At 65.0% G+C, this 24485-nt stretch carries 16 protein-coding genes, 1 other RNA gene and 2 pseudogenes; 12 read left to right on the top strand and 7 right to left on the bottom strand.

Going from position 1 to position 24485, the window contains the following annotated elements; translation table 11 throughout:
* Positions 1–93 precede the first annotated feature (93 nt).
* Positions 94–2187 carry a bifunctional DedA family/phosphatase PAP2 family protein gene (locus ACDH77_RS16140; RefSeq protein ID WP_127166003.1) on the bottom strand — a complete coding sequence of 698 codons (2094 nt, stop codon included), beginning with the start codon at positions 2185–2187 and terminating at the stop codon, positions 94–96.
* Positions 2188–2338: 151 nt separating this feature from the next.
* Between ACDH77_RS16140 and ACDH77_RS16135 the strand changes: the two genes are divergently transcribed.
* Together ACDH77_RS16135 and ACDH77_RS16130 are read left to right on the top strand one after the other, a co-directional pair.
* The gene (locus tag ACDH77_RS16135) at positions 2339–2998 is read left to right on the top strand and encodes a serine/threonine-protein kinase (RefSeq protein WP_008577881.1); all 660 of its coding nucleotides are present in this window, start codon (positions 2339–2341) and stop codon (positions 2996–2998) included.
* A 124-nt stretch (positions 2999–3122) separates the two neighbouring features.
* Positions 3123–3938, top strand: coding sequence for an SDR family oxidoreductase (locus ACDH77_RS16130; RefSeq protein WP_011348489.1), 816 nt, complete (start codon positions 3123–3125; stop codon positions 3936–3938).
* 140 nt (positions 3939–4078) lie between these two features.
* Here ACDH77_RS16130 and ACDH77_RS16125 read toward each other — a convergent pair whose 3' ends face one another.
* A complete protein-coding gene (locus ACDH77_RS16125) occupies positions 4079–4951 on the bottom strand; it encodes an ion transporter (protein ID WP_029820205.1) in 873 nt (290 codons plus the stop codon).
* A gap of 72 nt (positions 4952–5023) precedes the next feature.
* Between ACDH77_RS16125 and ACDH77_RS16120 the strand changes: the two genes are divergently transcribed.
* Positions 5024–6250 carry an acetylornithine transaminase gene (locus ACDH77_RS16120; RefSeq protein WP_136733895.1) on the top strand — a complete coding sequence of 409 codons (1227 nt, stop codon included), beginning with the start codon at positions 5024–5026 and terminating at the stop codon, positions 6248–6250.
* Between the two features lie 185 nt (positions 6251–6435).
* Here ACDH77_RS16120 and ACDH77_RS16115 read toward each other — a convergent pair whose 3' ends face one another.
* Positions 6436–7053 carry an HAD-IA family hydrolase gene (locus tag ACDH77_RS16115; RefSeq protein WP_218496919.1) on the bottom strand — a complete coding sequence of 206 codons (618 nt, stop codon included), beginning with the start codon at positions 7051–7053 and terminating at the stop codon, positions 6436–6438.
* A 285-nt stretch (positions 7054–7338) separates the two neighbouring features.
* Here ACDH77_RS16115 and ACDH77_RS16110 point away from each other — a divergent pair, with 285 nt between their 5' ends.
* The 6 genes from ACDH77_RS16110 (at position 7339) to azu (ending at position 14153) form a co-directional block, all read left to right on the top strand.
* The gene (locus ACDH77_RS16110) at positions 7339–9633 is read left to right on the top strand and encodes a TonB-dependent receptor (RefSeq protein ID WP_122272374.1); all 2295 of its coding nucleotides are present in this window, start codon (positions 7339–7341) and stop codon (positions 9631–9633) included.
* A 69-nt stretch (positions 9634–9702) separates the two neighbouring features.
* Positions 9703–11310: a flavin monoamine oxidase family protein gene (locus ACDH77_RS16105; RefSeq protein ID WP_057681647.1), complete on the top strand. Its 1608-nt coding sequence runs from the start codon at positions 9703–9705 to the stop codon at positions 11308–11310.
* Positions 11307–11732 (top strand): cytochrome c, encoded by a 426-nt coding sequence (locus ACDH77_RS16100; RefSeq protein WP_031424216.1) that lies wholly within the window; start codon positions 11307–11309, stop codon positions 11730–11732. Before ACDH77_RS16105 ends, ACDH77_RS16100 begins: the two co-directional genes overlap by 4 nt.
* Before the next feature lie 24 nt (positions 11733–11756).
* Entirely contained in the window at positions 11757–12260 is a 504-nt protein-coding gene (locus tag ACDH77_RS16095; protein WP_031424214.1) for a RidA family protein, read from the top strand.
* Positions 12261–12290: 30 nt separating this feature from the next.
* Positions 12291–13493 (top strand): pyridoxal phosphate-dependent aminotransferase, encoded by a 1203-nt coding sequence (locus tag ACDH77_RS16090; RefSeq protein WP_372353548.1) that lies wholly within the window; start codon positions 12291–12293, stop codon positions 13491–13493.
* Positions 13494–13703: 210 nt separating this feature from the next.
* Positions 13704–14153, top strand: coding sequence for an azurin (gene azu, locus ACDH77_RS16085; RefSeq protein ID WP_005911961.1), 450 nt, complete (start codon positions 13704–13706; stop codon positions 14151–14153).
* Between the two features lie 81 nt (positions 14154–14234).
* On the opposite strand, the gene ACDH77_RS16080 is transcribed toward azu, so the two are convergent.
* From ACDH77_RS16080 to hemL, 3 genes are all read right to left on the bottom strand, one after another.
* Positions 14235–17006, bottom strand: a complete 2772-nt coding sequence (locus tag ACDH77_RS16080) for a LuxR C-terminal-related transcriptional regulator (protein WP_031424210.1) — start codon at positions 17004–17006, stop codon at positions 14235–14237.
* Positions 17007–17320: 314 nt separating this feature from the next.
* A non-coding RNA gene (locus ACDH77_RS16075) (sX9 sRNA) lies at positions 17321–17396 on the bottom strand.
* Positions 17397–17857: 461 nt separating this feature from the next.
* Positions 17858–19147 carry a glutamate-1-semialdehyde 2,1-aminomutase gene (gene hemL, locus ACDH77_RS16070; protein ID WP_011348479.1) on the bottom strand — a complete coding sequence of 430 codons (1290 nt, stop codon included), beginning with the start codon at positions 19145–19147 and terminating at the stop codon, positions 17858–17860.
* A gap of 302 nt (positions 19148–19449) precedes the next feature.
* Here hemL and ACDH77_RS16065 point away from each other — a divergent pair.
* Together ACDH77_RS16065 and ACDH77_RS16060 are read left to right on the top strand one after the other, a co-directional pair.
* Positions 19450–22634 (top strand): annotated as a pseudogene (locus ACDH77_RS16065) (TonB-dependent receptor domain-containing protein).
* Positions 22635–23177: 543 nt separating this feature from the next.
* Positions 23178–23379, top strand: a pseudogene (locus ACDH77_RS16060) (hypothetical protein); the annotation flags it as partial.
* Positions 23380–23463: 84 nt separating this feature from the next.
* Here the strand turns inward: ACDH77_RS16060 and thiE are convergent.
* The gene (gene thiE, locus ACDH77_RS16055; RefSeq protein ID WP_031424204.1) at positions 23464–24102 is read right to left on the bottom strand and encodes a thiamine phosphate synthase; all 639 of its coding nucleotides are present in this window, start codon (positions 24100–24102) and stop codon (positions 23464–23466) included.
* 23 nt (positions 24103–24125) lie between these two features.
* On the opposite strand from thiE, the gene ACDH77_RS16050 reads away from it, so the two are divergent.
* Positions 24126–24365 carry a rubredoxin gene (locus tag ACDH77_RS16050; protein ID WP_008575804.1) on the top strand — a complete coding sequence of 80 codons (240 nt, stop codon included), beginning with the start codon at positions 24126–24128 and terminating at the stop codon, positions 24363–24365.
* Positions 24366–24485 lie beyond the last annotated feature (120 nt).

Raw genomic sequence — 24485 nt, 5'->3', positions numbered from 1 at the left:
CACACGACCGCCACCGATACGGCGTTCATTGCTGGCAGCTCCTATCTACAGAACCGTGCGATCAATATCGGCTTGCTATTGCTGCCAGATCGATCAGCGCCGCCGATGTGACGAACCCGATGCAGCAGCACCGGACGCAGTGGATCCCGTCTGCGATACAGCGTTGTCGTTGTCGTTGTCCTCACCACGCACTGCACTGCCCGAGGTGCTGTCGATCAGGATCACCGGCACCTGCGAGCGACGACGCTGTTCCATGCGATGGGGCAGCGGGCCGAGTGCCTCGCGCAACGCGCTCAGTGCAGGATCGACGCCGCGCAGCGGGTACCACAGCCCGATCAGGCTGAAATGGCGGCTGTAGCGCAAGGTCTGGGTGCTGCCCACCCACAGCGGTTGTGCATCCGGCTGCAGGCGCGCTGCCGCCGGCCACAGACGCAGCACATGCACGTGGCCGGGCGCGGCGTGGCGCACCATCAACAGGGCCTCGACCTGGGTATCCAGCGTGGCCGGCAGAATCGGCACTTCGTCCGGGCGGCCGCTGACGTCGAGCAGGTGCAGCGCCTGTTCCCAGCCCGCCTGCGGCTGGACCCGCCAGCCGCGCGCCTGAAGCTGGCGCTGCAACGGGGCGAGCGGGCCGGCCAACTGGACGTCCAGCGGCCAACGCTGATCGTCGTCGAATTCGTTGCGGCGTGCCGGCAGCAGGCGCCATTGGTCTTCCCACCACGCGTTTGCGGGTAACTCCATCACTGCCGGCGGCGGCGGTTCGAACTTGGCCAGCTTGAGGTCGAGGTTGCGCGGCGCAAAATAAATTGCGCAGCTTACGAACACCCCGTAGAAGATCCACGACACCGGCTTGACCCAGAACGCGCGCGTGGCACGGCGACGGTAGGCAATGCCCAGCACCAGCAGCCAGAAGATGCCGAACAACATGCCGCCGACGACGTCGCTGAGCCAGTGCGCACCGAGGTACAAACGCGCAAAACCGATCAGCGAGACGATGGCGCCGCTGACCAGATACGGCCACACGCGGCGGCGGCCAGGCAACTCGCGCGCGATCAACAGCGCGAAAAAGCCGAAGGCGATCGTGGCCATGGTGACCGCAACCGACGGAAAGCCGAAACCGCTGCTGGCCGCAGGCGGGCGCACCACCTGCACGGTGGCGCCAAGCAGCTGCGTGAGCGCCAGGCCGAACGCCAGCGCGATGACCCAATGGGCCACGGCCATCCAGCGACGGCGCCAGGCCAGATAGCCCATCGCGGCGGCAATGGCCGGCAACAGCACCTGCCAGTCGCCCAACGAGGCCAGCGCCACCATCGGGTAGTCGGCCAACGGGTTACGCAGCGCCAGCATCAGGTCGTGCACGGCCAGGTCCACGCGCAGCGGCTCGCCATGCGCCAGCACCACCATCAGCAGCACAAACCAGCCCCAGCCGAGCAGCAAGAGCATCAAGGCCATCATGGCCAGCGGCACCGATTCGCGACGGCGTGGGTCGAAGACGCCGACCGACCAATTCCCCAGGACCGGATGCCGGTGCGACCACTCCAGCAGGCGCGCCAGCAAGGCATCCAGGTGACCGGCCGACCAGCGATACGAATACAGCACCACCGCCCAGGCAAGCCCGATCACGGCCGCCAGCAAGGCAACCACCACAAATAGGCGCCCGGCCACTGCGGCCACTGCGTCGTAGGCCGTGCCCAGCACCCAGCCGGGCACCAGGAATAACAACGCCCACGACACGCAGGCCAGGCCGCTGGCGACCAGATACCGTTTGAAGGGCATGCGCGACATGCCGGCAATCGCCGGCACGAACGGGCGCACTGCCCCCACGTAGCGCGCAATCAGGATGCTTTTGAAGGCATTGCGGCGGAACAGCAGCTCGCCGCGTTCCAGCAGTTGCGGGTAACGCCGGAATGGCCAGTAGGTGTGCAGCTGATGGCCCCAGCGATGGCCGACCCAGAAGCTCAGCGCATCGCCAACGAAGGCGCCCAGGGTGGCGCACACCACCGCATAGGGGCCGTTGATCTGCCCGAGCCCGATGAGCACGCCAATGGCGAACAGCAACGGCAACGCAGGCACGATGGCGCCCAGCACGATCACCGCATCACAAAATGCGATGCCAAAGATCACCACGCCAGCCAAGGTGGGGTGGTGTCCGATCCACTCCAGCGTGGCGTCGATCCATGAGTTCATACCTGAATTATAGGTGGGCGCGGCGGCGCCTGACCTGCATCGTCCTCACATCGGGGGATCGGCTTCACCTGAGGTTGCGGCCATGCAGCTGCCGCACGCGCGCGCGCCGCAAAGGTGGGCAGCGAGACAGACCTGCCGCCTACAATGGGGGATGACTCACGACCCTGCAGCCAATCTGCCGCTGAAGTCCGATACGTTCGGACGCATTCTGCTGATCCGCGATGGCCAACGCATGTTCGTGCGTCGCGACCTGAGCGTGGCGCCGTGGCTGTTGCGCGGCGTGGCCTGGTGGCTGGCACGCCGCGAAGCGCTGGCCTTGCGCCAGCTGGATGGCGTGCCGCGCACACCGCGGCTGCTGCATTGGGACGGGCGGCACCTGGACCGCAGCTATCTGGACGGCGCTGCGATGTACCAGCGACCGCCGCGCGGCGATCTGGCCTACTTCCGCAGCGCGCGCCGGCTGTTGCAACAGCTGCATCGCCGCGGCGTGGCCCACAACGATCTGGCCAAGGAAGCCAACTGGCTGGTGCAGGAGGACGGCAGCCCGGCGGTGATCGACTTCCAGCTGGCGGTGCGCGGCAACCCGCGCGCGCGCTGGATGCGTCTGCTTGCCCGCGAGGATCTGCGCCACCTGCTTAAACACAAGCGCATGTACTGCCCGGCCGCACTGACCCCGGTGGAACGCCGCGTGCTCAAGCGCACCTCCTGGGTTCGCGAGCTGTGGTTTGCCACCGGCAAACCGGTCTACCGCTTCGTGACCCGCCGCGTGCTGCACTGGGAAGACAACGAAGGGCAGGGGCCCAAGCCCTGAGCGGCGGGGATTGGTTGTTCGGGATTGGGGATTCGCAAGAGCGTATTGCTTGAGCGGTGTGTGGTTGGTGGTAGCAATGAAGGAATAAGCTCTTACGAATCTCCAATCCCGACTCTCTAATCCCATGACGTTATCGGGCAAAACCCTGTTCATCACCGGTGCCTCGCGCGGGATTGGCTTGGCGATTGCGTTGCGGGCGGCGCGCGATGGGGCGAATGTGGCGATTGCGGCCAAGTCGGCGGTGGCCAATCCCAAATTGCCTGGCACCATCCATAGCGCGGCCACGGCGGTGACGGCGGCCGGTGGGCAGGCACTGGCGCTCAAGTGCGACATCCGCGACGAAGATCAGGTGCGTGCGGCAGTGGCGGCAACGGTCGATGCGTTCGGCGGGATCGACATCCTGGTCAACAACGCCAGTGCGATCTGGTTGCGCGGTACGTTGGACACGCCGATGAAGCGCTTCGATCTGATGCAGCAGGTCAACGCGCGCGGCAGTTTCCTGTGCGCGCAGGCGTGCCTGCCGCATCTGCTGCAGGCGGCCAATCCGCACATCCTCACCTTGGCCCCGCCGCCGTCGTTGAACCCGGCGTGGTGGGGGGCGCACACCGGCTACACGCTGGCCAAGATGGGCATGAGTCTGGTCACCCTGGGGCTGGCCGCGGAATTCGGCCCGCAAGGCGTGGCGATCAATGCGTTGTGGCCGCGTACCGTGATCGCCACTGATGCCATCAACATGCTTGCCGGCGTGGACGCGGCGGCCTGCCGTCGGCCGGAGATCATGGCCGACGCCGCGCATGCGGTGCTGACGCGCGCCGCAGCCGGGTTTTACGGCCGGTTCCTGATCGATGACGAGGTGCTCGCCCAGGCTGGCATCACCGACTTGAGCGGCTATGCAATGGATCCATCGCGCGCGCTGTTGCCAGATCTGTTTCTGGACTGAGAGCGGCTAACCACAGGGTACGCACTTGTCGTGAGCGTGGACGGCACGGCGCAACCGCCGTGTACGCGTGGCACACGCACTGCCGAGCAACGGCCGCGTCCGCCTGACGGCGGCGCCGTGGCGTTGGCTGCTCCAGCGCCTCAGCCGTTGCCCAGCTCCGGCAGTGGCTCGGCGCATTGCCGGCAATAACGTGCGTCGGCCGCGTGGCCTTCCAGCCCGCAGCGGGCGCAGTTGCGCGCATCGCGTTTGCCGGTGTGGCCACCGTCGCGCAATGAGCTGGCCAGTTCGGCAGTGTAGATGCCGGTGGGCACTGCGATGATGCTGTAGCCGATCAGGATCAGGGCCGAGGTGACGAAGCGACCCAGCGTGGTCTGCGGCACCAGATCGCCGAAGCCCACCGTGGCCATGGTGACGATGGCCCAGTACATGCTGGTGGGGATGCTGGTAAAGCCGTGCTGCGGGCCTTCGATGATGTACATCGTGGCGCCGGCGATCACGGTGATGGTGAGCACGGTGAACAGGAACACCAACACCTTGCGACGGCTACGCCACAGCGCATCCAGCAACTGTCCGCTTTCTTCGATGTAGCGGGTGAGCTTGAGAATGCGGAACAGCCGCAGGATGCGCAGCACGCGCACCACCAACAGCGTCTGTGCGCCGGGCACGAAGAACGAGAGATAACTGGGCAGGATCGACAGCAGGTCGATCACGCCCCACACGCTGAGCGCGTAATGCAGCGGTCGCCGCACCACGGCCAGGCGCAGCGCGTATTCGATGGTGAAGATCACCGTGAACGCCCATTCCAGCGGCACCAGCCAGTCCGCGGCATGCGAATGGATGCGCGGCACGCTGTCGATCATGATCACCACCACGCTCGCCAGGATCGCGACCACCAGCATCAGGTCGAAATTGCGCGAGGGGCGGGTGTCGTGGCGGTAGATGATGTCGAACCACTGCCGGCGCCAGCCATCGTCGGTGGCGGCAGTGAGTTGCGGATCGGAGAAGGGGCGCATGCGCGCATTGTGCCGCAGGCCGGCGAATGCGCGAGAATGCCGCTTCTCCCTCCGCTTCTGCGACCCATCCTCATGAGCACCGCTGCCGATTCGCCCCTGTCCCTCGCGCACTACTACCTGCCGGTGTATCGCCCGCGCCAGGTGGTGCTGGAGCGCGGCCAGGGCAGTCGCGTGTGGGACGATGCGGGCCGCGAGTATCTGGATCTGTCGTCGGGCATCGCGGTGAGCGGGCTCGGCCATAACGACCCTGATCTGGTGGCTGCGCTCACCGAGCAGGCCGGCAAGCTGTGGCACACCAGTAACGTGTTTTTCAGCGCGCCGCCGCTGAAACTGGCCGAAGAACTGGTGAGCGCCTCGCGTTTCGCGCACAAGGTGTTCCTGTGCAATTCCGGCACCGAGGCCAACGAGGCGGCGATCAAGCTGGTGCGCAAGTGGGCCAGCAACCAGGGCCGTCCGGCCGACAAGCGTGTCATCGTCACCTTCCGCGGCAGTTTTCATGGCCGTACGCTGGCATCGGTCACCGCCACTGCGCAGCCCAAGTACCAGGAAGGCTACGAGCCGCTGCCGGGTGGATTTCGCTATGTGGATTTTAACGATGTCGCGGCGCTGGAAGCGGCGATGGCCGGCGGCGATGTGGCGGCGGTGATGGTCGAGCCGATCCAGGGCGAGGGCGGCGTGATGCCGGCCGCGCCGGGCTTTCTGAGCCGCGTGCGCGCGCTGTGCGACCAGCATGATGCGCTGCTGGTGCTGGACGAAATTCAATGCGGCATGGGCCGCACCGGCACGCTGTTTGCGCATTGGCAGGAGCAGGTGACGCCGGACATCGTGACCCTGGCCAAGGCCTTGGGTGGCGGTTTCCCGATCGGCGCGATGCTGGCCGGGCCCAAGGTCGCCGAAACCATGCAGTTCGGCGCGCACGGCACCACCTTCGGCGGCAACCCGCTGGCCGCGGCAGTGGCGCGCGTGGCGCTGCGCAAGCTGGCCTCGCCGCAGATTGCCGATAACGTGGTGCGGCAATCTGCGGCATTGCGCGCCGGGCTGGAAGCGCTCAATGCCGACTTTGGCCTGTTTGCGCAGATTCGTGGGCGTGGCCTGATGCTGGGCGCGGTACTGGCTCCTGCGCACGCGGGGCAGGCCGGGGCGATCCTCGACCTGGCGGCCACGCATGGCTTGCTGCTGCTGCAGGCCGGCCCAGATGTATTGCGCTTCGTGCCGGCACTCAATCTCACCGATGCCGAACTGGCCGATGGCCTGGCGCGCTTGCGTCTGGCCATTGCCGAGTATGTCGCCCAGGCGTGATGTCGGGCGGTGCTTGCGCGCCCTCTGGCCGGCACCATGTCGGCTGGAAGGGCATTGGAGATGCGTGGTGTGTGGCATGTAGCGCGCTGACGCAGTGCCCGGTCTTTTTATTGCCCGGAGGGGATGGCTGTCTTCCGCCGTACCCTCACCCCCAACCCCTCTCCCGACGGGAGAGGGGCTTGGTTTCATGCAAGTCCGTATCGCTTCAGCACTCGCCGCAGTGCACGCGCATCGCGCACGGTGTCGGCGTGCAGGCCGGCCGCGCGTGCGCCACGCACGTTGACGAACAGGTCGTCGACAAACAACGTGCGTTCGGCGCGTTGCTCAAGTTGCGCAAGCGCGCGCTGATAGACCGGCACATCCGGTTTGCGGCCGCCCAGTGCACCGCTGCACAGCACGCGGCCCCGCAACAACGGAAATAGCGACGGCACGATCCGCTCGATCGCTTCTGCCATCAACGGGCCATTATTGGTGAGCACCGCCACCGCCGTGGTCGTCGACACCGCCAGCACCTGTGTCACCACCGACGGGTCGGCGCGGCAGGCCGCCACGCGCGCACCGATCCAGGTTGCGCGATCGATCGGCTGCCCCAGCCCTTCGCTCAACTGCGCCAGATACGCCTGCGTGTCGATCGCACCCGCATCGTAGGCGCGCTCCAGACCCTGCACGAACAACACCTCCTGCACGCGCTGCGGTGAGCACTGCGCCGCTGCGGCAAGCGCGGCCAGGCGCCGTGGCCGCGCGTAGTGCGCGAGCACGCCGTCGAAATCCAGCAACAGCAGCGATGGTGGTGCGGGCGACATATGCGTGCTCGTACGGCGGCTGCGCAGCGTTGTCGATTCGGCGCGGCATGGCAAGCGCGCAAGAGCTGCAATGCAGGGCATTCGCGCAGGTAGGTGGCTGCGCTACCTATTCAGAGTTTTGAATTCGGTAGCGACCTACCCGCCTGCGCCGAGCCCACCCGCCGCACCCAGGTCAGGCAGCAATCGCGCTGGTTATGGTCACTGCACGCCGCATCCGCGGTATCAGCCGGTCTCGGGGGAGCGCCCGGTCACTCAGCACGCCACACGTCTCCAGGGGTTGATTGCATGCCAAAGTGCTCGAACACCGATCGATTGGCGGCCTCGGTCGCCGACATCCTCGCCACTACCCGCCCGCGCCGCGCGCTGGCATCAATGACCTTGCTGCTGGCCGGCGCGCAGAGCTTGCCTGCGCTGGCGCAAGACGCACGCACGCTGGATGCGGTCAGCGTGGTGGGCACCGGCTCCACGCGCACCACCGCGTCCATCTCGGCGGACGAGATCCAGGCGCAGGTGCCAGGGGTGGCGCCGCAGCAGCTGTTGGCCAGCCTGCCCGGCGTGAACGTGCAGACCACCGACCCGTTCGGGCTGTATGAATTCGGTGATTCGATGACCATCCGCGGGTTTTCCGCCAACCAGATCGGCGTGACCTTGGACGGCATTCCGATCGAAACCTTCGACACCCGCGAAGGCGGGCCGATTACGCGCTACGTCTCCAGCGAAAACCTGCTCGATGTGACGGTGTCCGCCGGTTCGGGCGATGTCACCCAGCCTTCCTACCATGCACTGGGCGGTGCGATCCGCTACACCAGCCTGCCACCAAAGGGCGGCGACAGCTGGAGCGGCAATCTCACCCAGACGATTGGTTCGGACGATCTGGTGCGCAGCTTCGTGCGCCTGGATACGCCGGACTGGTGGAAAGGCGGCCCCAGCGCGTATCTGTCCGCCTCGCGCACGCAAGGCGGGGTGTGGGACATGGAGCCGGCCACGCAGAAGAGCGATCACTTCGAAGCCAAGATTCGCCAGGCCTGGGACGCTGGCAGCCTGACGCTGGGATGGATCTACAACAACCGCAAGGACTACGACGTGCAGTCGTACAACTCCGACGGTTCGGTGGCGTGGGACCTGCATGAGCGCATCACCGGCAACCCGGAAGTGGATGCCGAGCATTACAGCGAATGGCAGAACGGGCGACGCGACTCGCTGCTCAGCCTGCACGGCAATTTCCTGTTCAACGATGCAATCGGCTTCACCTTTACCGGCTATTACGAGAACAAGCATGGGTATGGCGTCGGCGGCACTCCGCCGAGCACGGCGACAGGCCTGTACAACGATGCCATCGCCGGCACGCCGGGGCGCACCGACATCGCCATCAACGACCCGCAGATCGTCGATGCCAACGGCACTGTCACCCACGTCGGTGCGATGACGCGGCGCGAAGAAATCATGGGGGGCGATCGCTATGGCCTCACCACAGCGGTGTCATGGGAGACCGAGCACAACAAGCTCGAAGTCGGCGCGTGGTACGAAAACTACGACTTCGATCAGGTGCGCCCGCTGTACAACCTGGACCCGGCCACCGGCGAGCTGCTCAAGGGCGCGCTGCCGATCGTCATCTACTACGACAACCACTTCTCCACCGAAGTGAAGCAGCTCTACATCAAGGACACGCTGCGCCTGCTCGACGACCGCTTGACGATGGAGTTCGGTGCCAAGGGGCTGGATGTCAAACGCGACTACAACGGCATCGCCAATCTGGATGATTTCAATGTCGGCGTGCGCCGCGATGTCACCATCAAGAACAGCGACTGGTTCCAGCCGCAGGTGGGCGCCAGCTTCCAGCTTGCCGAGGGCGTGCAGGTGTTCGCCAACTATGCGGAAAACTTCAGCTCGGCGCCGCGGCTGGCGCTGACCTCCGGTGCGTTCAACCCGGATATCGCACCGGAAGAGTCCACCAATATCGATATCGGCATCCGCGCCGAATCCACGCAGTGGAGCGGCTACATCGCCGCCTACAGGATCGATTACGAGAACCGCATCATCGCGCTGACCGACCCGGACCCGCTGGTGGTGGCGCCCACCGTCTACGCCAACGTCGGCGACGTGCAGACGTACGGGGCCGAAATGTCCGGCATGTGGAAGCCGGCGCCAGGCTGGCGGCTGGGCGCATCGCTGACCTGGAACAACTCCGAGTTCCAGGACAACTATTTCGGCCCGGTCAGCGGCAACCTGGTGCAGGTGAAAGGCAACGAGGTGCCGGATGCGCCGAAGGTGATGTTCAGCGTCAACGGCGGTTGGGAAGGCACGCATTTGTTTGCCAACCTCGATGCCAAATACACCGGCAAGCGCTACGGCGATACGCTCAATACCGATCGGGTAGATGCCACCCTCATCGTCAACGGCAGCGTCGGGTACCAGGGCGAAGACGGCGGGTTTCTTGCCGGTGGCCGGCTGCAGTTGTCGGTCTACAACCTGTTCGACAAGGACGATGCGATCGGGGCGGTATTTCCCAACGAAAGCTCGGGCTCGTATCAGTTGATCGCACCACGGCAGCTGTTCGCCAGCCTGGCCTACACATTCTGAAGTGCAGCCGCGGCCGGCAGGGTTGCCGGTCGCGTGCGTTGGTCCACGACATGCAGGGGACGTGCGTTGATGCAAGGCAATCACACGGGAGCGATGACGCGGCGGCAATTGCTGGCGCGCATCGGTATGACCGCCGGCGGCGCGATGATGTATCAGGCGATGAGCAGCCTGGGCATGGCGGCCGAATCCAGTTTCAAAGGCCCACTGCAACTGGATGGCGACCCCAAGGGGGCGTCGGTCTTGATCCTCGGTGCCGGGCTGGCCGGCATGAGCGCGGCGTTCGAGTTGCGCAAGGCCGGTTACCGCGTGCAACTGCTCGAATACAACGAACGCCCCGGCGGGCGTAACTGGACCCTGCGCGGCGGCGACCGCTATGCCGAGCTGGGCGGGGCTAGGCAGCATTGCCAGTTCGACGAGGGTTTGTATCTCAATCCCGGGCCGTGGCGCATTCCGCATCACCACAAGGCGGTGCTGAGTTACTGCAAGCAGTTCGGCGTGGCGCTGGAAGCGTTCAATCAGGTCAATTACAACGCGCTGCTGCACAGCCAGAAAGGCTTCGGCGGCAAACCGCAGCGCTTTCGTGCCATCGACGCCGACTACAAGGGCCATGTGTCCGAGTTGCTGGCCAAGTGCACGCAGCAACGCGCCCTGGACACGGCCGTCAGCCGCGAGGATCAGGAGCTGCTGCTGGAATCGCTGCGTACCTGGGGCGCGCTCGACCAGAAGTTCGGGTATGTCAAAGGCAAGGACAGCAGCGAGCGGCGCGGGTTTGCGCGCTATCCCGGCGGTGGCTTGTCGGGCAGGCCGGAATTCTCCGATCCTTTCAGCGTGCAGGACGTGCTGCGCTCGCGCCTGTGGACCACACTGGCAGCCGGCAACAACTATGAAATGCAGACCACCATGTTCCAGCCGGTGGGAGGCATGGACCAGATCGGCAAGGCGTTCGCGCGTCAACTGGGCAATGCCATCACCTATAACGCCAAGGTCACCAAGATCGACCAGGACGGCAGCGGCGTGCGCGTGTCCTGGCAGGATGCGGCGCGTGGCGGAGAAGAACGCCTCGCCACTGCGGATTGGTGCATCTGCACCATTCCGTTGTCGGTGCTCAGCCGCATACCGGTCAACGCCAGCGATGCGATGACCACGGCGATCGGCAAGGTGCCGTATGCGGCCTCGGTGAAAGTGGGGCTGCAATTCAAGCGCCGTTTCTGGGAAGAAGACGAAGCGATCTACGGCGGCATCAGTTACACCGATCTGCCGATCACCTTGATCAGCTACCCCAGCACCAACTACCACAGCCCTGGCAAAGGCGTGCTGCTCGGCGCCTATGTGTGGGGGCTGGATGCCTACCAGTTCACCGCGATGTCCCCGGAGCAGCGCGTGCGTAAAGCAGTGGAATACGGCACCCAGCTGCATCCGCAGTATCCGCGCGAATTCGAAAACGGCATTGCGGTCGGCTGGCACCGCGTGCCGTTCACGCATGGCTGCTTCGGCATGTGGAGCGAGCAGGCGCGCGCCGAGCATTACCAACCGCTGTGCCAGATCGACGGACGGCTGGCACTGGCCGGCGAGCACGTGTCGTACATTCCGGCCTGGCAGGAGGGTGCCATTCTTTCGGCGCACGATGTCGTTGGCCGCCTGCATCGCAAGGTCATTGCCCAGGGAGGGCGCGCATGAGTCTGCTGCCAAGAGTGTGCGGCGCCACTGTTGCGCTCGCCATTCTCGCCTTGTTGGTGCCGCCCAACGTGCGCGATGCGCAGGCGCAGAGTTCCGATGCCACCCAGCTGTTTCCGCAGCAAGGCTTCGCCAAGGCCTCCGGCCAGGACGTTTACCAGGCGATCTGCCAGGGTTGCCATATGCCGGCCGGGCGTGGCGCGCAAGGTGCCGGCGACTATCCTGCGCTTGCCGGCAACCCGAAACTGGCCGCCGGCCCGTACGTGACGATGATGGTGCTCGACGGCCACGCGGGGATGCCGGGTTTCGCCGACATGCTCGACGACCGCCAGGTGGCCGAAGTGGTGAGCTATGTGCGCACGCACTTCGGTAACGACTATGCCGAGCGCGTGACCATCGACGATGTCAGATCACTCCGCCGCTGATCTTCTCTCCTACAAGGAATTGCCATGCTCCGTTCCATCACGACCGTTCTCACCGCCGCAGTGCTCTGGTCTTCCAGTCTCGGTGCCGCACACGCGGCCGAGGTGATCCGCCACAAGATTCCCAACAGCGATTTTCCCATCGCTGCCGCGGTGGAAATTCCGGCCGGCAAGGCCACGGTGTATGTCAGTGGCAAGGTGCCGGCGGTGATCGATACCAGTGCGCCGAAGGATTCGGCGGCCGCCTATGGCGACACCAAGGCGCAGACGGTGAGCGTGTTGAACCAGATCAAGCAGCAGCTGGCCACGTTGGGGTTGGGCATGGGCGATGTGGTGAAGATGCAGGTGTTTCTGGTCGGCGATCCGGCAATGGGCGGCAAGATGGATTTCAACGGCTTCATGGAAGGCTATCGCCAGTTTTTCGGCACCAAGGAGCAACCCAACCTGCCGGCGCGCTCGGCATTCCAGATCGCAGCGCTGGGTAACCCGCTGTATCGGGTCGAGATCGAAGTGGTTGCCGTGCGTCCCTGAATCCGCGTTGTCATCCTGCTGGAGGTTGTCATGAACACTGCTCTTTCGCGCCGCGCTTTTCTACGCGAGTCTGCGTTGTTTGCCGGCGCCGCCGGTGCCGGCAGCTTGCCGCTGCTGGCCAGCGCCGTCGAACGCTCCACTGCCATCGCGCCCGCACCGGCAACGGCGCTGGCACCGGTGATGATCGACTCCAATGAATTTCCGGATGGACCGTCGGCTGCCGCAGTAAAGGCCATCGCGCAGATCGCCCCGCAAGGCGGGCGGTATTTGCGGCAGGTACAGATGGAATTGATGACCACCCTGGCTGCCGAGCTCGCGCTGCCGGTCGATCACCTGATGGCGTATGCCGGATCCACCGAACCGCTCGACTACACGATGCTGGCATTCACTTCGCCCAGTGCCGCGTTGGTCACGGCCGACCCCACCTACGAATCCGGTTGGCGTGCGGCAACCCGCAATGGCGCGCGCCTGATCAAGGTGCCGCTGCGCAAGGACTTTTCGCACGATGTACAGGCCATGTGCGCGGCGGACGCCAACGCGGGCGTGATCTACATCTGCAACCCCAACAATCCCACCGGTTCGGTCACCACACGCAAGGATCTGGACTACGCTTTGGCGCACAAGCCCAAAGGCAGCGTGTTGGTGGTGGATGAGGCGTATATCCACTTCGCGAAAAACACGCGCAGCATGGTCGACATGGTTGCCGCAGGCGAAGACGTGGTGGTGTTGCGCACCTTCTCCAAACTCTATGGCATGGCCGGCATCCGCCTGGGCTATGCGGCCGCGCGTCCGGACCTGCTGGCCAAGCTGAAGTTCTACAGCGTCAACAGCTTGCCGGTCACCGCCGCCGCTGCCGGGCTGGCCAGCCTGCGTGATCCTGCACTGGTGCCGCAACGGCGCGCACGTACGGCCGCGACGCGCACGGATGTGATGGAGTTTCTCGCCAGGCAGGGCTATGCATGCACTGCCTCGGAGAGCAACTGCTTCATGGTGGATGTAAAGCGGCCTGCCGCCGGTTTCAAGGACGACATGGCCACCCATGGCGTGTTCATCGGCCGCAGCTGGCCGGTGTGGCCAACCTGGTCGCGGATCACTGTGGGCACCGATGCGGAGATGGCGCGTTTCAAGCAGGCGTTCGTACAAGTGATCGCCGGTAAGCGCGGCCCGTTGCCGGTGCCGGCCATCGCGTCCGCAGCAGCAGATCCGATGGATGCGTTTTTCCGTTACGCGTGAAGCACGCATGCGACGGAAGGTCTGCTTGCAATCAGCAGGGCGCCTGGCATCGTTGGTCGATGCGCGAGCGCATGCAGTGGGCTCGCGCGTGATGCCCTGTTGATTGCGACTCCGCGTTACTCTGGCACTATCAGCACCTCTGACCACGTCGCTGTTGCAACGGTGCGCCGCGTGCGATGTGCTGCACCTTCCCAACGCAGGAGTGTTCTCTTGAAGCTGTTTTCCACGATTGCTGTGTGTGCGCTGGCGCTGATGGCGCCGACGGCATGGGCACGGACGTGCGCGGTGACCATCACCGGCAACGATCAAATGAAGTTCGACCAGAGCGCGATCAAGCTAGCGCCCGAGTGCACGCAGGTGGAGCTTACGCTCAAGCATTCCGGCAAGATGGCTGCCACCGTGATGGGGCACAACTGGGTGTTGACCAAGTCTGCCGATTTCCAGGCGGTGGCCAATGCCGGCGTACGTTCGACCATCGCCGACAGCTATCTCCCCAAGGCCGACGCACGCGTGATTGCGCACACCAAGGTCATTGGCGGCGGCGACAGCACCACGGTGAGTTTTCCCACCAGCAAACTGAGCAAGGGCGCCGACTACACGTTCTTCTGCTCGTTCCCCGGCCATTGGGCGATGATGAAGGGCACGCTGACGTTCGGGTGATGCGTGCGGGCGGCCAACGCTGTCAGGCCTGGCCGCCACACGTGCAAACCTGCGTTGAACGCAAGATGCATGCGACCTGGCTCAGCCAGGTCGCAGCGGCTGATCTGCATGCGGGCCGCTTCCACGCAACAACCCGCGCTGCAATGCTTGCGCAAGCGCGCTTTCGCGGCTGCGCGCGTCGAGCTTGCGGTACAGGTTTTTCAGATGGAATTTGACCGTGTTTTCCGACAGGTGCAGGCAGCGTGCGATCTGCTTGTTGGAATAGCCACGCGCCAGTTGCGCCAGCACTTCCAGTTCGCGCTCGCTGAAGATGTCACCGGCCGGGTCGTCGTCGCCGCTAAGGCGTTCGAGCAAGGCCTGGATGGTCAAGGCACGCGTGGTGCCGCCCACGGTCTGCGGGTCGTGCTGGCGTAGCGAGCGCAGCATCGCCTTGGCCGGCAAGCCCAGTTCCACGATCGCCTGCCAGCTTTGCGTGAGCGCGACATGGTCCAATGCGCTGTACAGATACGGCAGGGCGGCAACCAGTTCGCCACGTTGCTGCAGTACCAGCGCGATGCGTCCACGGGCGCGCGCCAGATGGCAGACATTGTCGTTGGCCAGGCAGGCTTGCTCGATCTGTCCGAGGATGCTCAGCGCGGCGCTGCTGCGCCCGGCCAGGCGATGCCAGCGGGCCAGTGCGAAGCCCATCGCCGCGCGATCGTGCCAGCGGTGTGGCGAGCGCAAGGTATGCGCCAGGCCGGATTCGCCGCCGGTACGTGCGATCAGCACATCGATGGCGGCGTTGCCTGGATGTTCCAGTAACAGCATCAGCCGCCATGCTGCAGCCAGTTCCGACAAGCGCGCCAATTTGCGTCCGTGTGCGATCTGTTCGATATGCTCCAGCAACAGCAACGCGCTGCGTCCGCTATGGTCGCGCACGCGTTCCAGCCCCAGCGCAGTGCCGTATCCGGCGGCCAGCACGTCCACGCCGCCATCGTGCTGCTCCAGCAATTCCAGCGCCGGATGCAGCAGGTCGGCTGCGTCGTCGTGATGGCCGCGTTCGTAGTGCAACTGCGCAAGCAGGCACTGAGCGGCGGCTTCCAGCACCCGATCCGGCTGCGGGGTACGTGCGCACCAGCTCAGTGCCTGCTGATAGCAGGCTTCCGCATCGCTGAGCCGGCCGCGATAGAACAGGCTCTGCCCCAGCGACAACATGGCCCGGCTGGCACCGACCTCGCTGCCGCCACGTTGCATGGTGTCGCGCGCGTTGCGCGCGTAGCGCTCGGCAACCGCGAACGCGCCCTGCGCAATCGCGGTGGTGGCGCAGATGCAGAGCAACATGCCGCGGCCCAGATGGTCGTCTTCGTCCAGTGCTCCAGCCTGGGCGGCAATCTGGGTCAGGCCATGCGGATTGCCGCAGATTTCATCCAGACGGTCGCGCAGCAGCGCCACGACCACGGTGTAGTCGCGCTGCAGCGGCTCGCGTAACGCAGCCGGAAAATCGCGGAAGCGCTCCAGCAACAGGCGTGCGTGGGCGAATTCGCCCAGCTTGATGTGCAGGTGCGCCTGGGTGAGATTGAGCGCGGGTGTGTCGCGGATGGTGCGGTGGTCGAAATGGCGCAGCAGTGCGCGTACTTCATGCGTGCCGTGAGTCAACAGCAGCTGCCAGGTGCCGGCGCGTGCGATGTAGCTGGCGGCAAGATCGCCGCAGCCGCCGCGCCAAGCATGCCGCACCGCTTCGGCAAGCTGCTGATGATCGCCGAACCAGCGCGCTGCGCGTTGATGCAGCTGCACGCTCAGGCCTGGATGTTCGCGGTCGAGCAGTTGCTGCAAAAAGTCGGCAAACAGCGGGTGGTAGCGGAACCATTCGCGCTCGCCATCCAGCGGCACCAGCAGACCATGGAAATGCTCCAGCCGCGCCAGCAAGCGGCCGCTGTCCTGGCGTTGGCGCACCGCGTCGGCGAGCGCGGCGTTGAAGCGTTCCAGCGGGCTGGTGCGCAACAGGAGTTCGCGGGTGTCTGGGTCCAGATCGTTGACCACTTGTTCGGCCAGGTACGCGGCAATCTGCGCGCTGCGCCCGGAGAAACGTACGGTGACTTCCTGCCGACGCTGGGTATCGCCTTCCAACCACAGCCGTGCCAGTTGCAGCGCCACCGGCCAGCCTTCTGTGTAGCGCCGCAGTTCGTCCGCCACCGGTGCGGTCACGTGCGGGCCCAGCAACGCCTGCGCTTCGGTGTCGTCGAGCGCCAGCTGCGTGCTGCCGATGCGGCTGAGCTGCGCGTGCAGATCCAGCCGCGCCAGGGGTAGATTGGGTACGCGGCGGGTCGCGAGTGCCAGATGCAAACGCCCGCCACTGTGTTCGATCAGGCGTAGCACCAGTTCATCGACAGGGCTGCTGCCGAGTCGGTCGTAGTCGTCGAGAATCACGCTGATGCGGCGGGGCGCTGCGCGCAGCGCTCGAATCAGCAATGCCGCCGCGTCGCGCGGGTCGTGATCGCGGTTGTGCAGCACGGCCGCGCACAGCGCGTGGTCCGCGCCTGCGTTCTGCAGCGCATACGCAAGATGGCCGAGAAAACGCCCGGCGTCGGCATCTTCTTCGTCCAGCGACAGCCATGCCACCGCGCTCTGCTCGCGCGTACTCAGGTGCGCATGCCACTGCGCCAGCAGCGTGGTCTTGCCGAATCCGGGCGGGGCGAGCAATAGCGTCAGCGGACGTGCCTGCGCCTGATCCAGCGCAGCCAGCAGTGCGCCACGCACCACCGCGCCGGGGGGCGGCAACGCAGGCTCCAGCTTGCCGGCAAGCAGCCAATCGGGATTCACGGGGTCGCGCGACGGTGTCGGGCGCGGGGTGAGCAGCGCAACAGGCTTGAGCATGAGGCGAGGGCGGCCGTATCGAGCGTCGACAGCGCGCCGACTCGACACGCTGCAGATCGGGGTGAAACAGCGGCAATGCAGCGTCATCACCGGATTCGGCGACGCAGGTGCAGCGGCTGCTTCGAGGGTCCCCACCCATGCCCGTCCCTGAGCACCTTTTTCAGAAAGGTATGACAGCCACACGACAAAAGCAAAGCGTGTTGCGCCGAGTCGAGGAGGCATTGCGGCCGAAGCGCCGGCCCGTGCACTCGGTCAAGGAGCGCTAGAGGTCGCCTGCTCGTGGCCGCGGTGGTGAGAGAGCAGCGACTAAGAGCGGCTAACAAGACGTAGCGAGCAGCTGTCAGGTGGGCGCGGACGGCGCGCAGGAACCGGAGTGTACGAGTGGTACATGAGGATTCCGAGCACCGGCCGCGCCCACCTGGCGGCTGCGCAGTAGTTTTGTTAGCCGCTCTAAGAGCAATTGCCAAAGCGACTACGCTCGCTACCACACAGCCGCGGCCGATGCGCGATGCGGCGTGGACCACGCACCGCGGTCCTGCGCCCCGCCCAGGCCCGGCTGACGGCTACCCGCTGGGTTGTGGCAGCCGCTCCTATGCAAAGACAGCGCCATCCACAGTTCGCTGCGAGCATGGCGCGCAGTCTGGCAACGCGCACCGCCGTGCAGTCGCCGTTGCTACGAACGAAACCGCTGCACGCACGCGCAGGCTCACCAGCAGTTCCGGTGATGCCTACCTCGCCAATGTCCTGCGCCACTGCCAGTGCGGCACGATCACGCCGCACCGCAAAGCAGCAAACCAGCGACGCCTCCGCGCTCACCGATTCCCAATTCCCAATTCCCAATTCCCAACCAATCAGCGCGCCACGTCCGCAAACGCCTCGCGCGCCGCCGCCAGGGTGGCTTCGATCACCGCTTGGTCGTGCGCACTGGACATGAAGCCGGCTTCGTACGCCGAGGGTGCCAGGTACACGCCCCGCTGCAGCATCGCGTGGAAGAAGCGGTTGAAGCTGGTGATATCACATGCCGTGGCCTGTGCGTAGCTTTCCACGATGTCGTCGGTGAAGAACAATCCGAACATGCCGCCGACCTGATTGGTGGTGACGGCAATGCCTGCCGCGCGTGCGGCATCTTCCAGGCCTTCGCACAGCATGCTGGTGGCCTCGCTCAGGCGCGTGTGGAAGCCCGGCTCCTGCACCAGCTCCAGCATCGCCAGGCCGGCGGCCATCGCTACCGGGTTGCCCGACAAGGTGCCGGCCTGGTAGATCGGCCCGGCCGGAGCAACCTGCTCCATCAAGTCGCGGCGGCCGCCGTAAGCGCCCACCGGCATGCCGCCGCCGATGATCTTGCCGAAGGTGGTCAGGTCCGGGGTCACGCCGTAATGTGCCTGCGCACCACCGAGCGCGACGCGGAAGCCGGTCATCACTTCGTCGAAGATCAGCAGCGCGCCGTGCCGCGTGCACAGCGTGCGCAGATGCTGCAGATAGCCGGCCTGCGGCGGAATGCAGTTGGCGTTGCCGACCACCGGCTCGATGATCACCGCCGCCACCTCCGCGCCGATCTCGTCGAACAGCGCGGTGGCGCCTTCGAAGTCGTTGAAGCTCAGCGTGGCGGTCAGCTCGCTCAGCCCGGCGGGTACGCCGGGCGAGGTCGGTACACCCAGGGTCAGCATGCCGCTGCCGGCCTTGACCAGAAACGAATCGCCGTGGCCGTGATAGCAGCCTTCGAACTTGATGATGCGATTGCGCCCGGTGGCGCCACGCGCCAGGCGTACCGCCGACAGCGTGGCTTCGGTGCCGGAGTTGACCATGCGCACCATCTCGCAGGAGGGCACCAGCCGGGTAATGGTCTGCGCCATCGTCACTTCGGCTGCGCACGGCGCACCGAACGACAGCCCGTTGCCGATCGCCCGCTCGACCGCTTCGCGCACGGCCGGGTGGTTGTGTCCGGCAATCATCGGTCCCCACGAGCCCACGTAGTCGATGTAGCGGTTGTCGTCGACATCGAACAGATACGGGCCATCGGCGCGCGCCACGAAGAACGGCTCGCCGCCGACCGATTTGAACGCCCGCACCGGCGAGTTGACGCCGCCGGGTAGCAAGGTCTGCGCCTGGGCGAACAGGGCGTGGGAGCGGGAATGGTTCATGCGCAAATCCTTGAGGAATACCGATTGGGGGCATCGACGCCCGGCAGCGGGCATCGCGTGCGCCATTGTCAGGCCTGCGGCCTTGCGCGCCTACCCGTCGGACACCCGCCTACCCGTCGAAGTGGGCGGATGGGGGAACTTGGCTGCCTATGATCGAACGCGACGTAATCGACAGTTTGGAATGAGCTGATGGCGCGCAGTCATTGGCATCGCGCTGCAGATGTTCAGAAAGTGTGATTTCGGTAGCCATTGGCACCGTTCGTTTGTCGCCTTGCCGACAGTTCAAGACCTGGGGAGAGAGCATGAACCGTAGTATCCAGAAGCGTGCCTTGGCATTGGCATTGGTCGTGGCCATGGGCAGCGTCCACGCGCAGTCCACCACCGGCAGCATCGTCGGCAGCGTGGGGCAGGGCAGTGGCACGAGCGTGCTGGTGGAAAACAATAGCGGCTTCAGCCGCGAGGTGCCGGTGGACGCACGCGGCCGCTACACCGCCGGCAATCTGCCGCTGGGCACCTACAAGGTGACGGTCAAGCGCGATGGCGCAGTGGTGGAGACGCGCGAGAACGTCGCCATCACCGTCGGGGCCAATACAGACGTGTCCTTCGCTGCCAGCGCAGCCGCGGGGAGCGGCGTGCAGACCCTGGACAGCGTCACCGTCAGCGCCGCTAGCCTCACCACCATCGACGTCAGCAGCGTGGATACGCGCCCGTGGTCACCGCCGAACAGTTGCAGCAACTGCCGCTGGGCCGCACCGCCGAAGCGATCGCGCTGCTGGCACCGGGGGTGGTGGTCAACAGCGGCGGCTTCGACAACGGCCCGCTCGGCGGCTCGCTCCCCAGCTTCGGCGGCTCGGCCGCCAGCGAAAATGCGTACTACCTCAACGGTTTCAACACCACCACCATCAGCAATAACCTGGGCGGCCTGACCCTGCCGTACGGCGCCATCGACCAACAGGAAATCTTTACCGGCGGCTACGGCGCGCAGTACGGCCGCGCCAACGGCGGCGTGATCAACCAGATCGGCAAGCGCGGCACCAATGAGTGGAAGTTCGGCGCTGCAGTGATCTGGGAGCCGAACGGCCTCAAGGCCAATCAGCGCGACATCTATTGGCGCCCGGACAGCCAGGGCAGCACCATCAACAACGCCGCCTACCGCTATGCGCGTGCGGCCAATGGCCTGTACCAGCCCGCCAGCGAGGCCGAGGCCAACCAGACCACCTACAGCGCCTATGTCGGCGGGCCCATCATCCAGGACAAGCTGTTCTTCTTCCTGGCCGCCGAGCAGGTGAACTCCGACGGCGTGCGCGTGGGCACCAATCGCGACACCGACAACGGCCGCACCGGCGGCCTCACCGACTACGACTACACCCAGAAACGCTGGTACGCCAAGGTGGACTGGAACATCACCGACAACCACCTGATCGAGGTGACCGGTGCTAGCGACGAGGCAGAGACCAATGGGTCGATCTACCGCTACGACTACCTGGCGCGTGAGCGTGGCAGCTATATCACTAACGACGCGACCTGGAAGACCGGCCCGACCCTGTTCACCGGCAAGTACACCGGCTATCTCAGCGACAACCTCACCGTGACCGCGCTGTACGGCAAGATGAAAACGCCTGACGAGCTGACTCAGTACAACTACAACGCTGAGAATGGCCCGTTCATTGACAGCACCGCATTGCAAAATCCTGCCTACACGGGCGGTACTCCCATAGAAGGACGGCAGCCGGTAAATACGGCGATCACGTCGCCTGATCGTGCCTACAAGAAGGACAATCAGCGTCTGAACCTTGAGTGGCGCATCGGTCACCACACGCTCAACTTCGGTATCGACAACCAGAAGTCCGAGGGTATCGATGTTGGTTCCCAATTACGTGGCCCTGGATACTCGTGGACCTACGGCCAGACCGATGATCCTAACGGGGTAGGGACGGGCGGACTGGTCAGTCAGTCGGCCAATGAAGCCGGTGGCATCGGTGCGCCGAGCCCGGGTTTGGTGGATCCGGTCAATGGATCCAGTGGCTACTACGTGGTGCGCAACATCAACACCAGCCTGTATTCGTACGAGGCCAAGCAACGCGCCTATTACATCGAAGACAAGTGGCAGGTCACCGACAACGTGTTGCTGAGCATCGGTCTGCGCAAGGACGAGTTCACCAACTACACCCCGTCCGGCGACCCTTACATCGAAGTGGACAATGCCTGGGCGCCGCGCCTGGGCTTCAGCTGGGACGTCAACGGCGATTCCAGCCTGAAGGTGTTCGGCAACATCGGCCGTTATTATCTCGGCCTGCCGCTGTCGGCAGTGGGTCTGTTTACTCCTCAAATCACTACAGATACCTATTTCACCTACAGCGGCATCAACGCCGATGGCACGCCGATCCTGGCGCAGCAGCTGGGTTCGGCGGTGTCGGCCAATTCGCGCTTCGGTCGCATCCCCGATGTACGCACCGCGGTGGCCAAGGACATCGAAGGCGAAAACCAGGACGAACTCATCCTCGGATTTACCAAGCAACTCGATAGCGGCTGGGTGCTGGGCGTGCGCGGCACGCATCGCCGTCTCAATGCCGGCATCGACGACCAGAACTACGACGTCTCCAACACCGCGTTGATCGATGCGGCAGCGGCGCAAGGCGTGACCATCGATTTCTCCAAGGTGGCGGGCGCATCGTTGATCAATCCGGGCCAGACCAATACCTGGGGGGTGATCGGCACCGATGGCCAGTTCCACGAAATATCGGTGAGCCGTGAGGCGGCAGGTTTCCCGAAGTTCAAGCGCAATTATTCGGCGTTGGAATTCAATCTGGAGCGTCCGTTCGACGGCAAGTGGTATGCCAAGGTCAATTACGTCTGGTCGCATAGCTACGGCACCACCGAGGGCCAGGTGCGTTCGGATCTGTGGCGCACCGGCGGCGCGCTGGGCAGCTATCAGGGCCAGGCCTCGGTCTCGACCACGCAAAGCTGGGACCACCCTGCGTTGATGGAACACTTCAATGGCGATCAATCCAACGATCATCGCCATCAGCTCAAGCTGTTCGGCTTCTACCAATTCACCCCGCAATGGGGCGCATCGGCCAATTTCAGCCTGATTTCCGGTGCTCCGCACAACTGCCTGGGCAACTACTACGGGACCGAATATAGCGGCCGCGATCCGGCCGGCTACGGCGGCAGTGCAATTACCGGCGGCCCGTACCACTACTGCTACAACCCGGAGACCGGCACCGGCGTGGCATCGCCTCCCGGCTCGCAGGGGCGTTTGGGCTGGATCGCGCAGCTGGACATGGGCGTGACCTACAAGCCGGCATTTGCAGATGGCAAGCTGGCGTTGCGCTTGGACGTATTCAACATCACCAACGAGCAGACCGCGACCAACATCTACCCGTTCTCGCAATTGCCCGACAACACCACCAACCCGCTATGGGACCAGGTCGTCGCCTATCAGGCGCCGCGCTCGGGTCGGGTGACGTTGAGCTACGACTTTTAATCGCGCCACGCGATAGCGGCAGTCCCGGCAGCGACGCGTGATGGCACGCGTCGCTGTTTTTTTTGGGGGATGGCGGTCGAGTGGGGGCGGCTCTGCTGAGTGAAGACATACAGCCGGCTTGCTGAGCGCAGTGCACTTGATCTCGGCGTTCGGCTAGCAGGGGTACGTCATGATCGCGTGTCTGCATCGCTTTCAATAAAACTGCCAGCAAACCGTCTGGCGAAGGCACCGCGCACGCGATGTTCGAGGCAACGCGATGCAGTGAAATACATGTCGCGGTCTTGAAGTGGATTGGACGGTTTGTATGGCCAAGCCTGGGAGCCTTAGATCTGCTTCTTGGCTGCAGGGCCCTTGCCCGCCTATCATCGCCGGACACGCTGCAAGTACGTCCCTGTAAGCTCTTACGCGGCATCCATGCTGCGTAAGGTCCGGCGACGGTAGGCGGGCAAGGGCCTGTCGCGTTGGTTGCTGTGCATGTGGGAGCAGCGCTCGAGGCGCTTTCCACATCGGTCAATCACCCGCTTCTCTGGTCATTCTCTCGTCGTGCCCGGCAAGTGCCATCACGAAGCAATCGGCAGCAGCGTGGCCGCGCACGCAACGACCCGCTCGGTTGGCCGCCAGCCAACCTTCTGGTGCGGTGTCCTCGCCGCTTGCGGGACCGTTGGCGGCATGGATGCCGCCATCGAGCCTCCAAGGACGGATTTGCGGCGTCTCCCGCAAGCGGCGAGGGCACCGCGCGCGCGACGCACCTGGTTTTTCACCCAAGCGATGCAGCGAAATGAAAAACGCGCTGTCTTCAAATCGATTGAAGCGCTTGGATGAACAACTTTCAAAGCTTGCCGCGCTGAGCCGCAAACCCTGCGCGATACTCCTGCACCGCTGCGACCGGATCCGGCGCCGCGTACACGCCACTGACCACCGCAATGAGATCGGCGCCGGCAGTCACCAGCGCAGTCACCTGAGCAGGCGCAATGCCACCGATCGCGACGCGCGGCAGGTTCAGTTCGGCTGCCTGCTGCAGCAACGCAGGCGTTGCGCGCCGGGTGGTCTGCTTGGTGGTGGTCGGGAAAAATGCACCGAAGGCCACGTAATTGGCGCCCGCTTCCGCTGCGGCGCGCGCGCGCTCGATATCGTCGTAGCACGACACCCCGATGATGGCCTGCTCGCCCAGCAGTGCGCGCGCTGCCGCCACATCGCCATCGTCTTCGCCCAGATGTACGCCTTGCGCACCGACCTGCGCCGCCAGCTGCGCATCGTCGTTGATGATCAACGGCACGCCATGGGCCGCGCATGCCTCGCGCAAGGCGCCGGCCTGGCGCAGCCGCAGCGCCGCATCCGCCTGCTTGTTGCGGTATTGCAGCCAGGTGATCGACCCCAGCAACGGCGCCGTGCGCAGCAGCAGGCGCTGCGTGTTGGGCTCGTCGGGGGTGATCAGATAGACGCCGCGAACGTCGAGACGGTTGGGCATGGCAACGCTTCCGAAAGCGGTGGATGGGATGGGACAATGCAGGCCCACTGTTGCATGACCGCGATTATCCGATGAGCGAGACATCCACGACCACCTACCGCACCTGGATGTGCGTCGTCTGCGGGTTTCTCTACCACGAGGCCGACGGCATCCCCGAAGAAGGCATCGCCCCGGGTACCCGCTGGCAGGACGTCCCCGACACCTGGACCTGCCCCGATTGCGGCGTGACCAAGGAGGACTTCGAGATGGTGGAGATCGACTGAGCGCCGCCAACGGCGTGCAATCAGGCAGTGTCGGCGACCACGATGCTGCTGCGATGCGGGCCGGCCAGTGCGCGCGTTGCCGAGAACCACGCGGCGGTGGCCTATCCGGGCAGACTGGCC

This window comes from Xanthomonas axonopodis pv. maculifoliigardeniae, assembly GCF_041519315.1.
Lineage (GTDB): Bacteria > Pseudomonadota > Gammaproteobacteria > Xanthomonadales > Xanthomonadaceae > Xanthomonas > Xanthomonas euvesicatoria.
The sequence above is the reverse complement of the archived record's forward strand: the minus strand, read 5'-3'. Positions and strand labels throughout refer to the sequence as shown.